This window comes from Pseudomonas putida, from assembly GCF_003228315.1.
GTDB classification, from domain to species: domain Bacteria; phylum Pseudomonadota; class Gammaproteobacteria; order Pseudomonadales; family Pseudomonadaceae; genus Aquipseudomonas; species Aquipseudomonas putida_S.
Genome location: NZ_CP029693.1, coordinates 6586786 through 6602596 on the forward strand (window position 1 = coordinate 6586786; position 15811 = coordinate 6602596).

General features: G+C 60.6%; 11 protein-coding genes and 1 pseudogene. 10 read left to right on the forward strand and 2 right to left on the reverse strand.

The genetic code is table 11. The features are described from left to right. Positions 1 to 79 precede the first annotated feature (79 nt). On the reverse strand, positions 80 to 1645 hold the full coding sequence (locus tag DKY63_RS31005) for a methyl-accepting chemotaxis protein (protein ID WP_110967620.1): 1566 nt from the start codon (positions 1643 to 1645) through the stop codon (positions 80 to 82). A gap of 222 nt (positions 1646 to 1867) precedes the next feature. After that, entirely contained in the window at positions 1868 to 2797 is a 930-nt protein-coding gene (locus DKY63_RS31010) for a LysR family transcriptional regulator (RefSeq protein WP_110967621.1), read from the reverse strand. Positions 2798 to 2932: 135 nt separating this feature from the next. Between DKY63_RS31010 and DKY63_RS31015 the strand changes: the two genes are divergently transcribed. The 10 genes and pseudogenes from DKY63_RS31015 to DKY63_RS33225 all read left to right on the forward strand — a co-directional run. Next, a complete protein-coding gene (locus DKY63_RS31015) occupies positions 2933 to 3676 on the forward strand; it encodes an SDR family oxidoreductase (protein WP_110967622.1) in 744 nt (247 codons plus the stop codon). A gap of 219 nt (positions 3677 to 3895) precedes the next feature. Next, the gene (locus DKY63_RS31020; protein ID WP_110967623.1) at positions 3896 to 4384 is read left to right on the forward strand and encodes a GlcG/HbpS family heme-binding protein; all 489 of its coding nucleotides are present in this window, start codon (positions 3896 to 3898) and stop codon (positions 4382 to 4384) included. A gap of 232 nt (positions 4385 to 4616) precedes the next feature. Further along, the gene (locus DKY63_RS31025) at positions 4617 to 5807 is read left to right on the forward strand and encodes an EAL domain-containing protein (protein ID WP_110967624.1); all 1191 of its coding nucleotides are present in this window, start codon (positions 4617 to 4619) and stop codon (positions 5805 to 5807) included. A gap of 82 nt (positions 5808 to 5889) precedes the next feature. Then, positions 5890 to 6258, forward strand: a complete 369-nt coding sequence (locus DKY63_RS31030) for a hypothetical protein (RefSeq protein WP_110967625.1) — start codon at positions 5890 to 5892, stop codon at positions 6256 to 6258. Between the two features lie 89 nt (positions 6259 to 6347). Then, a complete protein-coding gene (locus DKY63_RS31035; protein WP_110967626.1) occupies positions 6348 to 6662 on the forward strand; it encodes a hypothetical protein in 315 nt (104 codons plus the stop codon). Positions 6663 to 6761: 99 nt separating this feature from the next. Next, on the forward strand, positions 6762 to 9563 hold the full coding sequence (locus DKY63_RS31040) for an ATP-binding protein (protein ID WP_110967627.1): 2802 nt from the start codon (positions 6762 to 6764) through the stop codon (positions 9561 to 9563). Further along, positions 9553 to 10740, forward strand: a complete 1188-nt coding sequence (locus DKY63_RS31045) for an EAL domain-containing response regulator (RefSeq protein WP_110967628.1) — start codon at positions 9553 to 9555, stop codon at positions 10738 to 10740. The genes DKY63_RS31040 and DKY63_RS31045 overlap by 11 nt, the downstream gene beginning before the upstream one ends. 132 nt (positions 10741 to 10872) lie before the next feature. Further along, positions 10873 to 14052, forward strand: coding sequence for a hybrid sensor histidine kinase/response regulator (locus tag DKY63_RS31050; RefSeq protein WP_239499351.1), 3180 nt, complete (start codon positions 10873 to 10875; stop codon positions 14050 to 14052). Positions 14053 to 14082: 30 nt separating this feature from the next. Further along, complete coding sequence (locus tag DKY63_RS31055) at positions 14083 to 14736, forward strand: response regulator (RefSeq protein WP_110967630.1); 654 nt, start codon at positions 14083 to 14085, stop codon at positions 14734 to 14736. A gap of 284 nt (positions 14737 to 15020) precedes the next feature. Next, positions 15021 to 15782: pseudogene (locus tag DKY63_RS33225) on the forward strand (MCP four helix bundle domain-containing protein); the annotation flags it as partial. Between the last annotated feature and the right edge of the window lie 29 nt (positions 15783 to 15811).

Here is a 15811-nt window from a genome sequence, read left to right on the forward strand (position 1 = left end):
AAAACAAAGGTGTCTAAACAGCTGACACCTCTGGTTACAGTTCCGTTCCTTCCAATGCCGATCGCGGTGGCGCAGAGCGCTATCGGTTGAAGCGCTCCGCCAGGCCATGCAGGTAATCGGCCATGGCTTCCAGGTCCTGACTGATCGCCGCGCCTTGCCCGGCCTGCCCGGCGCTGTGCTCACAGAGCTGGGCGATGCGGGTGATCTGCTGATTGATATCTTCGGTCACCTGGCTTTGCTCTTCCGAGGCCGAGGCCATCTGCTGGCTCATGTCGGTGATGCGGCTGACGGCCTGGCGGATGCCCACCAGCGCCGTCTGCACCGCCTCCACACGCTGCATGCTGTCGCGGGAAATCTGCTCGCCGCGACTGGCCGTCGAGACGGCGCGATCGGCGCCCAGGTGCAGTGAAGTGATGATGCCGTGGATCTGCTCGGTGGAAGTGCGGGTACGTTGTGCCAGCGAGCGCACTTCGTCGGCGACCACCGCAAACCCTCGACCCTGCTCGCCGGCCCGGGCTGCCTCGATCGCCGCATTGAGTGCCAGGAGGTTGGTCTGTTCGGCGATGGCGGTGATGACATCGACGACACTGCCGATCGCTTGCGTCTCGCTCGCCAGGGTGTTGACCGCCTGGGCGATTTCATTGACCGCCTCGTTCATGGTTTGCATGGCCTGCAGGCTCTGCTCGGCCAGCTGCGCGCCGTCGCGGGTCAACTGGTCGGCTTCGTTGGCGGCATGAGCGGTGCTGAGGACGTTTTGCGTGACCTGCTGATTGGTCGCCGCCATCTGCGAAATGGCCGCGGCGGACTGATCGGTTTCGCTGCGCTGGCGATCGAGCAACTGTGCCTGCGAGCCGGCAAGTTTCGATGACTGCGCGGCCTTGTCTTTCACGCTGACCCCGGCATCCACCAGTCGGGACAAGGCGGTCTGCAGGCGCGCATCCTCACTGAGCATGGCCATGTCCAGTCGCCCTTGAGGGCCGTGGTTATCACTGAAGGTGAGCGCCACCAGCGGATCGGCAAAGGCTTTCGGATGCTCGGCCAGCGTGCATTCGATGGCTTTGCGCTGACGGGATTCGATCAGGTACCAGGCCGTGATCAGGCTCGCCACCAGCACGCCTTGAGCCGCGGCGCCCGGCAGCCACTGATCGCTGGCCAGTGAAGCGGCGCCGGCGACCCACAAGGGCCAGCCGTGTTTCAGCGGCCGCAGCAGACGCGCGCTCAGCGCAACGATGGGCTTGCCGGTGCGCATCCTGGCATAGAGCGCCGAGGCCCGACGCACCTGGTCACGGCTGGGTATCGAGCGAACCGATTCGTAACCGCTGAGGCGGCCGTTTTCATAGATGGGCGTGACGTACGCACTGACCCAATAGAAATCACCATTCTTCGCGCGGTTTTTGACAATCCCCATCCAGGGCTTGCCTTGCTTGATGGTGTGCCACATGTGGATGAACACCCCCGGTGGCATGTCGGGGTGGCGAACCAGGTTATGGGGCTGGCCCACCAGTTCGTCATGGCTGAAACCGCTGATGGCGACGAAGGCATCGTTGCAGTAAGTGATGCGGCTGTCCAGGTCGGTCGTGGAGATCAAGCGCTGGTCGGCGGGAAAGACTCGTTCATGCTCGGTTATGGGCAAATTCACACGCATCGGGGTGCGATTCCTTTTCGAATTATTAGTATCAGCGCGGCCTGTCAGCCAGAAGCCGGGCGCGCCGATCTGCCCGGTCCCGATACGGCTGGCGGCTTTTTTCTACGCGGAATTTGCCGGTGTCGACCTTGCATTGGGCGACAAACGCTTTTCATTTCATGACAGCAAACAGACCAGGCGATGAATTGCCCGTCGTCGCCTCATACGGACCTGGGAACGGCTTCACTTCTGCGCGAAGCGCGCCGCTCTCCCGCTGGCACGAAACTCTTCGACGATGTACTCCACGAACGCCCGCACCTTGGCCGGCAGCAGTTTGCGACTGGTGTAGTAGATCGTCAGCGGCGAGGCATCGGCATACCACTCGGGCAGCACCCGCACCAGTTCGCCGCGCTCCAGCAGCGGCAGGGCATGGGGCAGCGGCAACATGGCGATGCCCATGCCGCTGGCCGCCGCGCGGGCGATGGCTTCCGGGTCGTCCAGCACCATCACCGGCCGCACGCTGGCCACCACTTCTTCGCCGGCGTCGTTTTTCAAGGTCCACGGCGCCAGCCGCCCGGTGCTGAGCAGGCGGCGCAGCAACCCACGATGTCGGGTCAGTTCCAGTGGGTGCGCAGGTGCCGGATGCTCCTGCAGATAAGCCGGTGAAGCCACCAGTGCGATGCGCAGGCGCGCCAGTTCGCGGGCAATCAGGGCGTCGGTCAATTCGAGGCCGCCGCCGATGGCAACGTCGAACCCCTCGGTGATCAGGTCGACCTGGCGGTTATCGAAATGCAGGTCGGGCACCACGTCCGGATAGCGGCGCACAAACTCGTTCATCATCGGCACGAAGTATTCGCGGCCCACGGTATAGGCCAGTGACACCTTCAGCGTGCCGGCCGGCTTGCCGGCGCCCTGGCGCAGGTCGGTCAGGGCATCGCCGATCTCGCTCCAGGGGAGCTTCACTTGCCCATACAGGCGCTCGCCTTCGGAGGTCAGCGCCAGGCTGCGGGTACTGCGCTGGAACAGGCGCACCCCCAGCCGGGCTTCCAGCTGGGCCACGCTTTTGCTCACCGCTGCCGGCGTGAGCCCCATGCGCCGCGCCGCCGCCGAGAAGCTGCCCTCGTCGGCGGCGCAAATGAAGGCATCCAGATAGCTGCCGAGTTCGGTTGTCATGGGCTGCACCTTATACCATTGGTTGAAACTGATTCCTCAGTTTAGCGACTACCGAGAACAAGTCACGACGAACATGATGTGTTCACCAACCAGCCACACCCAACCTAAACAGGCCCAATCGGGAAGGAAGACATCATGACCACTCAACTCAACGGCAAAGTCGCTTTCATCAACGGCGGTTCCCGCGGCATCGGCGCCGCCACCGCACGCCGCCTGGCTCGCGAAGGTGCAACCGTCGCCATCGGCTACCTGGCATCGGCCATCGCCGCCGAAGCCCTGGTCGAGGAAATCAAGGCCAGCGGCGGCCAGGCCATTGCGATCAAGGCAGACGCCTCCGATCCCGTTGGCCTGACCCAGGCCATCGACAGCGTCGCCGAGCGTTTCGGCCGCCTGGACATTCTGGTCAACAGTGCCGGCGTGCTGATCACCGGCCTGCTGGAAGACTTCTCCCTGGAAGATTTCGACCGCACCCTGGACGTCAACGTGCGCGCCGTGTTCGTCGCCGCGAAGGCCGCGGCCAAACATATGAAGGACGGCGGGCGGATCATCAACATCGGCAGCACCAACGGCCAGCGCATGCCGTTCGCCGGTGGCGCCGCCTACGCCATGAGCAAATCGGCGTTGATCGGTCTGGTCAAAGGCCTGGCCCGCGACCTGGGTCCACGGGGCATCACCATCAACAACGTGGCACCCGGCCCGGTGGATACCGACATGAACCCGGAGCACAGCGAGTTCGGCGCCGGCCTGCACGACCTGATGGCGATCCGTCGCCACGGCAAGGCCGATGAAATCGCCGCGATGGTGTCGTACCTGGCAAGCCCCGAAGCGGCCTTCGTCACCGGCGCCGACCTGCTGATCGACGGTGGCTTCGCCGCCTGAGGCCAACCTCTACCTGTAGGAGCGAGCCTGCTCGCGATGGACGTCAACGATAACGCGGGTAGCCTGAATGCCCGCGTTATCGTTGACGTCCATCGCGAGCAGGCTCGCTCCCACAAGGGGCTTGCCTCGGTCGGGCGTAAGGTAGCTGCGCATATCCCGACTAGGATTAACAAAACCTGCGACACGCCTTGACGATTAATCCAACCGAGGACGTTCAACATGACTCGTTTCTCTCTTGCAGCACTGCTTTGCACCCTGACCCTTGCCGGCACAGCCAACGCGGCGGTGCTCACCGAAAGCAATATCTCCACGGCCGACGCCCAGAAGCTGGTAACGGCCGCGCTCGCCGCCTGCCAGGCCAAGGGTTACAACGTCAGCGCCGCGGTGGTGGACCGCGCAGGCGTATTGAAAGCCTTCGCCCGCGCCGACAATGCCGGCCCCCACACCATCGACGCCAGCCGCGCCAAGGCCTTCACCTCGGCATCGGCCAAGACCCCGACCCTGACCATCATGCAGAACTCGCAGAAAAATCCGGGGGCAGCCAACCTGACCGACATTCCGGGTTACCTGCTGCTGGGTGGCGGTGTGCCGGTCAAGGCCGGCGACGTCGTCATCGGTGCCATAGGAGTGGCAGGCGCCCCGGGCGGCGATCTGGATGCGCAGTGCGCCGATGAGGTGCTGGCGGCCAATGCCGGGTTGTTCAAGTAGGGCAACACAATCCACTGTAGGAGCGAGCCTGCTCGCGATGGAGGTCCAGACACCGCGGGCATTCAGGTTGCCAGCGTTATCGTTGAAGACCATCGCGGACAGGTTCGCTCCTACAAGGGGCGCCTTTTAAGGATCCTCTGATGGCTTCTCAAAAAACCATGAAAGAAAATTCACCGGATCGAACACAGGGATATGCCCACCGTGGTCGCAGGACGGGTGAAGGAATACGTTTGTGTCTTACAACATCCTGGTTATCGGCGGGGAGGGAATAACGGACCGGTTTCTGCATGCGCTCCAGAACAACATGCAGGACGCAGTTTTCAGAGCTGCCCGCAACGGGCGCGAGGCGCTCGAGTTGTTCGATAGCCATTCGATCGACATGGTGCTCAGTGGCTTGACCCTGTCTGGCACGGAGGGTGAGCAGTTCCTGCAGAAGTTGGTCGCTTCGAGGAAAAAACCGGCCCTGGCCATCATCGATCAGACGGGCAGGCGACGATGGGTCAAGGCGAGCCTGACAGCGAGGAATCTCGGCTTTGCGGTCGTGGGCATGGTTTCCAAACCTGCCGACGTCATCGACTTGCGCAACCTGCACCTTCGGTGTGACGACTGGGATGCCGCCGCACAAACGGAGCCTGTTGCTTACGACCCGGAAGTACTGCTGGGGGCATTGCGCAAGGTACAGGTTAAGGTGCGTTTTGAGCCGAGGAAGAATTTGCGCTCGGGACGCATCACCGCCGCCAGGGCTGTCGCCTTGATGGCTCATCCGCAATCGGGCTGGCTGGCATCGACGCAGGTTTTGTCCGTCGATACCGGCGATGAATTTGTCGAAGCGTTTGTGCTGGACATGCTCGACCAGGTCATCAGCGCACAACGCGCGTGGCGGGCGTCAGGCTACAACGTGCCGGTATGGATCAAGTTGCCCGTTTCGCTGTTGGAGCGCATCGATTTTACGGATTGGTTGCACGCGCTTGTCGTTGGCCGCAAGGGCCAGGCCGAGTGCATCGGGTTGGAGCTGGTCCGGACATCGAAGAGAGAAGCGCTGATCCACTACCTCGAGCCGATCTACCAGTTACGGACCAAGGGTTTTGCCGTGACCCATGATGACTTCGGTCAGGGTTACCGAGGCTGCCTGAACCTGAAACTGACGCCCTTTACCGACGTCCTGATTTTTACCGCGCTGGTGCGCAGCGCTGTCAATAACGCGAAGCTGGAAGCATCGTTGGCCTGCATTGTTTCGGAAAGCCAGCAATTGGGGCTGACCGTCATTGGCGAGGGCGTCGCGACGCCGCAAGAACTGGCGCTGCTCAAGCGACTCAATTGCGACGAAGTGCAGGGTCCGTTGATTGCACAAGCGCAAAGCCCGGACGGTGTGACCTGTCTGTTGATGTGTGAAGGCGTGAGCAATATTGAACCCGTGCGCTGACAGGTTTAAGGGTTACCTGATGGTTTGCTGATTTTCGCTTCAATAAACTCCATCCGGATTGATGTAAATGGAGGTGATGACAATGAGCGAGCCACTGCTGAAAGAAGAACCTGCTGCCCAGGAGGTGTTGATCGAGGCGAAAGAGATCGTGGCTCAAATCAGGAGGGCAACGGTGCATGCCGCCGCGCTCGAGAGGTCGGTGGCCGAGGCGGCCAGCAATCTTGGCGTGAACATGCTGTCAGCCAACGAGGAGCTGGTGCAGGCCCACCGTCAGCTGTGCGGTGTGCTGAACCTGGCGGAGATCAAGCAGCGCGCCTCGATGGAGCGCCTGGAAAAGCAGACGCGCAGGCTCCTGCGAGCGGTCATGGAGCGTGTGGTGCTGATCGTCGGAACGGCTGCCGTGATTGGTGCCGCGCTCGGCGGCGCCATCACGGTCATGCTCTTGCGCTGATCACCCCGGCACAGCCAACGGGCGAGTGCCGGCTTGAATGTGAACCTGTTGATTGAACGGGCCGATCGGGCCTTGAAAAGGGGGCTGCAATGAAAATAGTGGATTTGGATATAAAAGAATTGATCGACGCTATTGGCGCTGCGGTGATTCCCGTGATTTTCAAGGATGTCGACAAACAAACCCCTCCCCATGATTTGCGTGAGCGATTCCGCCTCAACGCCGAGATCATGGGGCGCTTTGCGGCGGTGCTGTATTGCGGTGAAAAAGTCGGCCCGGCGACCCTCGATCTGATCAGCCTTTTCACCAATCACATGCAGGCCGAACATCAGCACTCCATGGCCCAGTTGCTGGGGCCGGAGGGCAGCCTGAGCCGGTACAGCCCGCCAACGGTCACGGCGAGCTGAGGTGATGCGCATCGATCACCGTTGGAGTTGAGAATCAACGCTCGAATTTTCAGGATTGGCTGATGGTTGGCGGCCGGGTGCGGCTCGTACCCTTGCGTCATGAAACTCAAGCAGTTCCTCCAGCCCGCCGACGCCTATTTCTCCACGCCCAAAGCCGCGCGCAGGCTGTTGCGCCTGTTCGCGCAGCTGCTGGTGCTGGGAATGATCGCCGGTGCGATCATCACGGTCGGCTCGGTGTTCAACAGTGAAATTTCCCGTCGACAGGGCTACATGAGCGACGCCATTACCAATGCGCGGGTGTTTTTCACCCAGCGCGAGGTACTGCTCAGGTGCCTGGTGCTTTCCGCTGCCAATGCCTCCGGCGAAATCAACGAAGCCGACCCTGTACATTCGAGAGCCGGCGCTTCTGCCGAATTCGATCTGTACCTGTCCGAGGGCATTACCGACTTTCTGCGGCAGAACCGCATCAATCTGGTGTTCGTCGCGCAGAGCCCCGATTCCCGGCCGGGCTACGTCAGTCAATCCTTTACCCCGAGTGCGCCCATTTCTGCCGACATCGTCCGCCGATTGCATGGTTTCAACGGTCAGGTGCCGGGCACCGCCCAGGAAGTCTGGCTCAGCGATCAAGCATCAAAGCCGGCCCGTTTGTACGTGTTTGCCCCGGTGGACGCCCATCGGCCGCAATCGGGCTGGATCGGCATGGAGATGGATGCGGCGGACGTCTCCAATACCTTGCATGACGACTCGGCCGGGCAGTTCGTGATGCTCAATCCCAATGGCGACGTGATGATGAGCAGCGTGCGGCTCGACCAGTTTGCACCTGTGCCGATGAGACTCGAACTGGGGCAGAACTTCGGGTTCGCCGGCGACGGCTGGGTGCCTGATCGGCTGGTGATGCGTAAACAACTGGGGTATTCGAACTGGAAGATCTTCTACGGGATCGATCTCTCATCGTTGCTCAACGTGCTGGCCTGGCCATTGGCAATCTCCATCCTGCTGATTTCGATCATCGCGACGCTGGTCTATCGACTGGTCTCACGCATCGAGCGGCGGCTGATCACGCCGGCGACCCAGCGCATCGATGCGTTGATCGAAAGCGAGGCCTTCAGTCGCGCGGTGATCCAGACCGCCCCGGTGGCCTTGTGCGTTTTGCGCCGCTCGGACGGTCAGGTGGTGCTGGAAAACCGCCTGTCCGAGCAATGGCTGGGTGAGTGCAACGAGCGCGAGCGACTGTGCCACGGCTGGATCGAGCAGGCCTTCGATGAAAACGAAACCAACCGTACCGATGAATTCCAGGCCGGCAACGGTCGCCATCTTTATCTGAGCTTCGTGCCTACTCGCTACAACGGCGAAGACGTGCTGTTCTGTGCCTTCAGTGACATCAGCTCGCGCATGCAGATCGAAGCCGCGCTGGCCATGGCCAAGCAAATGGCGGATGCGGCCAACGAGGCCAAGACGCTGTTCCTGGCCACCATGAGTCATGAAATCCGCACGCCACTTTACGGCGTGCTGGGCACCCTGGAATTGCTGGGCAAGACAGACCTGAAGGCGCCACAGAAGGCCTATCTGCACGCCATCGAAAGCTCGTCCTCCACCCTGTTGAACCTGGTGTGCGACGTACTGGATGTGGCCAAGATCGAAGCCGGGCAACTGGCCCTCGAGGTTCGTGAGTTCTCGCCGATCGAACTGGTCAGCGGCGTCGTGCAAAGCTACCTCGGCGCGGCGCGCAGCAAGGGCCTGACGCTGTACTCCTACATCGATCCGGCCATCCCGACGATGCTGCGCGGAGACCTGAGCCGCATCCGCCAGATCTTGAACAACCTGCTCAGTAACGCGGTGAAGTTCACCGATAGCGGACAGGTCGTCGTGCACGTCAAAGTGGCTTCGATCAACGCGCAGCGGGTCGAGCTGCAGTGGCAGGTGTCGGACAGTGGTCCTGGTATCTCCCAGGAAGACCAGGCCTTTTTGTTCGATCCGTTTTATCAGACCGGCAGCAAGGCGAATGTCATCGCCGGGACCGGTCTGGGCCTGTCGATTTGCCAGCGCCTGGCGGAGCTGATGAGTGGCCGCATCCGGGTGGTCAGCAGCCCAGGCCTGGGCAGCAGTTTCACCCTCAATGTCGCGCTGGAAAGTGTCAGTGGCCCGGCGCAGGCGACGGCCTCGCCCGTGGTGTTGCACAAGCCGGTTTACGTGTACTCCCCGGCGCTGGAAATGGCCGAATACGTTGCCAGCTGGTCTCGGCGCTGGGGGGCGAAAACCCTGATTGGCAAGCCTGCCGCTGGTGTTGTCGATCACGAGTCCGTGTTGATCGAAGTCTATCCCTACGAGCGGCAGAACCTGTGCCCGCAGTGGAGCGGGGCGCGAATCATCGTCAGTCCGCAGGCCGACCCACAAGAACAACCGTCCGCCAACCAGTGGTTTGTGGAGCTGAATGATCTGGGCGGTCTGTTTGAAACCCTCAATCAGGCGCAGGGAGTCCTGGCTTTACCTCAAGGGCTCATCGAGGCCGGGGCGCCCGACAAGCTGGATCTGAAAGTCCTGGTGGCCGAAGACAACGTGATCAATCAATTGATACTCAAGGATCAGCTGGAGGAGCTGGGTTGCCAGGTCGCGCTGGCGGGAGATGGTTGCGAGGCCTTGGCGCTCTGGGAAAAGGACAGTTTCGACGTGGTGCTGACCGACATCAACATGCCCGGAATGAATGGCTACGAGTTGGCCAGGAAACTTCGCAGCCTGGGTTGTGAGACGCCCATCGTGGGCGCAACGGCCAATGCCATGCGCGATGAAGGCGACCGCTGTTTCGGTGCCGGCATGCAGCAGTTGTTGGTGAAACCGTTCGGGCTGGGTGCGCTGTTCAACTGCTTGCAACAATACGGAAGGGTGAGCCTCGGTGGCATTTAACATTCTGGTTGTCGAAGATCACCTCTTTCAGCATCAGTACTTGCTGGAATTGCTCGGCGCCCTTGGCGGCGTGTGCATCCAGTCGGCCTTCAATGGCAAGGAGGCGCTGGAACTGCTTGAAAGCCAGACCTTCGATTTGATCCTCAGCGACCTGATGATGCCGGGCATGGACGGTGTGCAGCTGGTGCAGAAACTGAGTGAACTCAAGCAAAAGCCGGCCCTGGCGTTCATGAGTACCGCCACCGGGCGCATGATGGTCAGCGCCAGCCTGGCGGCGAAAAGCCTCGGCTTCAAAGTGTTGGGGCAAATCACCAAGCCGGTGAGTCCGGCGGCCTTGCGCAAGTTGCTCGAGAAGCTGGTGGCCTTTGGTTCGGACCTGTCCGCCACTGCCAGGGCACCCGAGGAGCACAGCGCTGCCGAGCTCAGCCATGCCATCAGCTCCGGGCAGATACAGCCGTGGTTTCAGCCGAAAAAGTCCCTGGCGAGCGGGCAGATCGTGGCGGCCGAGGCGCTGGCCAGATGGAACCACCCGACCCTCGGGGTGTTGCTGCCCAGGGACTTTCTGCCCGGCATCATTCGCCATGATCTGGAGGACGCGCTGTTGATGCAGTTCGTGACGCAAACACTCAAGGCTCAATCCATCTGGCGCAGCCAGGGTTACGACATTCCCGTGACGATCAATCTGCCGACCCACCTGCTGGATGACGATGACTTGCCGGACCGTTTGTACGAGCTGGTGGTCAAGGAAGGCGGGCAGCCTTCGAGCATCGGCTTTGAGCTGATGGAAAGTTCGGCGACGAAAAAACTCGGGCGCTATTTTTCCGGTGTCTGCCGCCTTCGCTTCAAAGGCTTCGGTCTGGCCCAGGATGACTTCGGCAAGGGCTACAGCTCTTACTTCAACCTGGTGTCCACGCCGTTCACCGAGCTCAAGATCGATCGCTCGCTGGTGTATGGCTGCGTCGAGAATGAAAACCTGGAAGCGGCACTGGCGAGCATTGTGACGCTGGGTAAAAAGCTCGGGCTCAACGTGGTGGCCGAAGGGGTGGAAACCCCAGAAGAACTGGCGTTGCTCAGTCGTCTGCATTGCGATCAGGCACAAGGCTTCCTTATTTCCAGGGCGGTCGATCCCCAGCGGTTTTCCGGTCTGTTGGCCGAACCTGTCCCTGCCGGTCGTTGATGCCGTTTACCCCTCTGGCATCACCTGCGGGAAAAGCTTGGCTATCGTTCAACCAGTATTTGCGGCGCTGTACAACTTTCGAGACTCAGGATGAAGGCCGACACTCTTTTTGGATCGCTGGCAAGGAGCTCGATGCTCCTGAGCACCGGCCTGCTGTTGTCCCTGGGACTGGTTTTCCTGCTGGTGGTGACCAATATCCGGGCGGTCGCGCTGTTGCTCGACAGCGAACAGGAAAAGGCCAACTCGCATTTCGCCCATGTGATGGACAACGTTCGCGAGCAGGAGGGTTTTCTGCAAGCGATCGCCGCGAGGTTCGCGGCACCCACCGATGAATTGTCGAGGGCTCCGGCCAGTCTCAGCCAGACACTGCAGCTGAGCGAAACCGGCATGCGCATCGTCGATGTCACCGAGAGCACCTTTTCGCTGCCCTTCACCATCACCTTGCCAGATGGTCAATCGGAGCAGGCGCAGAGTTCGGTATTGACCCTGGGCTGGCACCTGACCAGCTACTACAGCTGGTTCTGGGCGCAATCGAACTTCCTTTCGCCGCAAGTCTTCGTTTTCAGCCCGGAAAGCGCTGGCAGTATCGCCGTGCCTGCCATTGGCCGGTTTCGCAACGACTATCTGCTGACCCGGCAGAACTACAGCACGATCACCGGGGACCTGGCCCGGCAGACCATGAAGGACCGCGCCCGGCTGGAAGACTTCAAGGTGCACTGGACCCGGCCCGGCCTGAAGCGGCCCGATGTCGATCTGCAGGTGGTGGCGTTTGTCGCGGGCCCGCTGCCGCCCAGGCAAATCCGCAGGGACAGCGGCATGGATCATCTGGTGGTGGCATCGTTGTTCGATCTTGGCCAGTTGAGCGAAAGCACGCCGGGTTCGGACTTGCCGTTTCATGGCCGGTTCACCCTGATCGCCCCCGATGGCGAGGCGTTGACCGGGCAGCTGGAAATGCCTGTGCAACCGGCGGGTTTTTCCTGGTCCGCCAACGGTCTGGTGATTTCCACCGTCAATGACTCCATCGGCAATGAACACTGGGCGGCCCAGTACTTCGTCGATTACGGCGCGCTGGCGCGCTGGGTGGCGTTGCCCGTGCTGCGTTTGCTGGGGTTGTCGCTGTTGCTGTTTTTCTGCTTTCGCTGGCTCTATCACCTGTACCGCACGCGCATCGTCATGCCGGCCCGGCATGCCCAGGCGCAACTGGTGGAAAGCCAGGCCTTCAACCAGGCGATCATCGAAAGTGCGCCCGCCGGCCTGGTGGTGGTTCGTCAGTCCGACGGCAAGGTCGTCATCGAGAACCCGCGCGCGCAAAAGAATCCGGCGGTGTCCCAGGCGATCGTCAAAACCCTGCGCAAACCCGGTGTGTCGGTAGACGGCGATGCCTGCATGGCCCTTCAGGGGCGTTATTACCTGGTGAGCTATTCGTCGACGCGTTATCAGGAGCAGGACGTCCTGCTGTGTGCCTACTCCGATGTCACCGAGCACCAGCAACGCACAGTCGCGCTTTATCAGGCCAAGCGCGCGGCCGACAAGGCCAACGAAGCCAAGACCATCTTCCTGGCGACCATGAGCCACGAGATTCGCACGCCCCTCTACGGCGTGTTGGGCACCCTTGAGCTGCTGGGCCTGACTGCGCTGGACAAGCGCCAGCATGAGTATCTGCACACCATGCAAACGTCCTCGTCGACGGTCCTGCAAATCATCAGCGATGTGCTGGATGTGGCCAAGATCGAGGCCGGGCAGCTGACGCTGGAGCCGGTGTTCTTCAGCCCGCTGGATCTGATTGAAGACGTCGTCTGCGCACACATTGCCGTTGCCCGCTCCAGGGGCTTGCAGATCTATGCCTGTATCGACCCGGACATTCCGGACCGGCTGCAGGGCGATGAGGTCAAGATCGGTCAGATTCTCAATAACCTGCTCAGCAATGCGATCAAGTTCACCCATATCGGGCGTGTCGTGCTGCGCTGCCGTGTCCTGAAGGACGATGGGCCGGAGCTGACACTGGAGTTTCAGGTGGCGGACACCGGTATTGGCATCACCCCGGAGCAACAGACGCATATTTTCCAGCCGTTCTACCAGGCCCATACAAGCAACCTGATCAGCGGCACCGGCCTCGGTCTGTCGATTTGCAGCCGGTTTGTCGAAATGATGGGCGGGGCAATTACCGTCATCAGCGAACAGGGGTTGGGCAGCAGTTTCACCGTCAGCCTGCCTTTCGCGCGGCCTGATACCAGCCGGACCAGCGCTGGCGACATCGCGCTCAATGGGCGGCAGGTCCAGGTTCGCGCGCCGGTGCGTGAACTGGCCGACAACGTCTGCGCCTGGCTGAGCCGGTGGGGTGCCAGTGCGACGGTCATTTCCGCCAGACCCAACGGCCTGCTGTCCGATGTGCTGCTGGTGGATGTGCTGGGGGGCAGTGAATTGCCCCTCAGCTGGAACGGCAGCCGGCTGGTCTGCGATTACGAAGGGCCGCAGGTGCCCGAAGTCGATGAGGGTGTTTTCAGGGTCAGCGCCCATCACATCCGGGCCATTGCCGCAGGCGTGCAGATGGCAGCCGATGGGGCCGGCAGTCGCCGTTCGCCGCCAACCGGCGACACGCTGTCGATGCTGAACCTGCATGTGCTGGTGGCCGAGGACAACCTGATCAATCAGGCTATCCTCAAGGAGCAACTGGAGGCGCTGGGCTGCAGTGTCGTCGTCGCCGGCAACGGTCTGCAAGCGGTGCAAATCTGGGAGCAGGACCGCTTCGACGTCGTGTTGAGCGATGTGAACATGCCCGTACTCAACGGCTATGAACTCGCCCGGACGATACGCGCCAAAGATGGAGACCTGCCGATCATCGGCATTACCGCCAACGCGTTGCGTGACGAGGGCGAGCGCTGCCAGGCCGCGGGCATGAACGCCTGGATGGTCAAGCCCCTGAGTCTGGCCGATCTGCTCGGCAGCCTGGCGCCCCTGAAAGGGGCCAACAATACCGACAACACGTTATTGGTCAGCTGCGCACCTTTGATGGAGCAGGAGGCCAGCCGGCCTGCCATTGTGCTGTCGGACGCCATGCGCCGCCTGTTCCACAGCACCATGGAAAAGGACATGGAGGCCATCCGCTCGGCGGTGGCCAAGGGTGCGCAAGCCGATGCCGTCCAGGTACTGCACTCTGTGAGCGGTGCGCTGGCGGTGGTGCGCGCCGACGAGTTGTCGACGCTATTCGGGCAGCTGGAACACAAGGTGCGCGGGCAGGCGTTCGATCCGGCCTTGATCGCTGAAATCGACCTGGCGCTGACCCGGCTATGCGATGTGCTCAAATCAATTTAAAGGCAGTCACCGATTCTTATGGAAACCGCAATGAACACGCAAAAGATCACTGTAGTCATCGCCGACGATCACCCCATTGTATTGCTGGGCGTGCGCGAGCTTGTCGAGCGAGACGAGCGCTTCGAGGTGATAGGGGAGGCGGTCAGTTCCAGCGATTTGATCAAACTGCTGAACGATCGGGTGCCGGACATCGTCATCACCGATTACAACATGCCCGAGAACTCCATCTACGGCGATGGACTGAAGTTGATCCAGTATCTGGTCCGTCATTTTCCGTCGTCGCAGATACTGGTGCTGACAATGGTCTCCAACAGCCTGATTCTTTCCCGGCTTTACGATCTGGGCGTTGCCGGGGTGGTGCAGAAGAGTCAGTTGCACGCCGAAATCCAGCGAGCCCTGGATGCCCTGAGCCAGAAGCGCGTCTACAAGACCCTGGAAGTGAAGAAGACTTCGGTGATCGAGGACAACCGTCAGGTGGATGAGCGCTTGGCGCTGTTGTCCATTCGTGAACTGGAGATCCTGCGCTTGTTCGTGTCCGGCATGAGTCTGCGTGACATTGCGCTGGATCAGAACCGCAGCGCCAAGACCATCAGTACCCAGAAAGTGGCGGCCATGCGCAAACTGGAAGTCGAGACTGATCAGGAACTGATTACCTATTGTCTGGCGGCCAATCTGTTCAAGTAGGTAGGGGGAGGCTGGTTTTTAATTTCCTCGGGTTATAGCAATCGTTGTTTCTCCCACCGACTGTCTGCACTTTCATTCATGAGTTCCATTTTCAGGATTGCCTTATGGCTGGGCGAGACTCTGCGGGCTTAATGTTCGCCAGAGTGGCATTTATCCTGTAATCCGTCCTGAGTTTTTACTGCGCAGCTCACTTGTACTGTCGTGGTCGATCTGATGATGAGCCGGATATCGGGTGTCGTTTTATTGATGGCTTTTCAAAATATTCGATCATGATGGTGGCTTAGATGTCGATCAGAAATATCCGGCTGGTTCCCCGAACGCTGATAAGTTTTGGCATTACCGGTGTATTGATCATTGGCCTGGGGTGGCAATCACTCTGGCGCATGGACAACGTGCAGTGGGCAATTAATGACTTGCAGGAAAACTGTTTGCCGAGCGTTCGTCAGGCGGGCGTCATCGAATTGGCGGCCTATAAGTTGCGTGTTGCCAACTTGCTGTTTGCGCAGAACGAATCGCAATCAATCAGTGAACGCTCGGAACAGGTATTGAAGTTCAAGGAACAATTGAAGAAGGAAGTACTGGCTTATATTCCCTTGATTTATGGGCCGGAAGAACAGGCGCGGTTTGATGTCGTCAATGCCAATGCTCAAGTCTTCGATGCAAAAGTCGAACAGTTCCTCGCATTGGGCAAGACGGCTACGCAAAGAGAACTGGTGGAGTTCATCAAATCGACCACGGCGCCTGCTGCTGAAACCCTGTTGAAGTCCACGGGGGAGTTGCAGGGCTTGATGACCGATCGGGCCGAGAAGTCCAGCGACAAGGCTCGAGCGGAAGCGCACGACAGTACCGTCGCGACCATCGTCGTGATTGTGTTGGCGCTGCTGGTGACGATTGTGCTCACGCTGGTGTTTACCCGCAGCATCATCGTTCCACTGCGTGCGGTACTGGCGGCAACCCGCAAAATCGCCTCGGGTGATCTGGTCGGGACTATCGAAGTCTCGGGCAAGGATGAGTTTTCCGAACTGCAATCCTCAACCGCCGAGATGCTCGCCAACCTGAAAAGCACGATTCATCA

What these genes read in the sequence shown, in the direction of transcription:
- DKY63_RS31015 (WP_110967622.1), top strand. Translation starts at nt 2,933, where the DNA reads ATGACCACTCAACTCAACGGCAAAGTCGCTTTCATCAACGGCGGTTCC.
- DKY63_RS31005 (WP_110967620.1), bottom strand. Translation starts at nt 1,645, where the DNA reads ATGCGTGTGAATTTGCCCATAACCGAGCATGAACGAGTCTTTCCCGCC.
- DKY63_RS31040 (WP_110967627.1), top strand. Translation starts at nt 6,762, where the DNA reads ATGAAACTCAAGCAGTTCCTCCAGCCCGCCGACGCCTATTTCTCCACG.
- DKY63_RS31020 (WP_110967623.1), top strand. Translation starts at nt 3,896, where the DNA reads ATGACTCGTTTCTCTCTTGCAGCACTGCTTTGCACCCTGACCCTTGCC.
- DKY63_RS31035 (WP_110967626.1), top strand. Translation starts at nt 6,348, where the DNA reads ATGAAAATAGTGGATTTGGATATAAAAGAATTGATCGACGCTATTGGC.
- DKY63_RS31010 (WP_110967621.1), bottom strand. Translation starts at nt 2,797, where the DNA reads ATGACAACCGAACTCGGCAGCTATCTGGATGCCTTCATTTGCGCCGCC.
- DKY63_RS31055 (WP_110967630.1), top strand. Translation starts at nt 14,083, where the DNA reads ATGAACACGCAAAAGATCACTGTAGTCATCGCCGACGATCACCCCATT.
- DKY63_RS31050 (WP_239499351.1), top strand. Translation starts at nt 10,873, where the DNA reads ATGCTCCTGAGCACCGGCCTGCTGTTGTCCCTGGGACTGGTTTTCCTG.
- DKY63_RS31030 (WP_110967625.1), top strand. Translation starts at nt 5,890, where the DNA reads ATGAGCGAGCCACTGCTGAAAGAAGAACCTGCTGCCCAGGAGGTGTTG.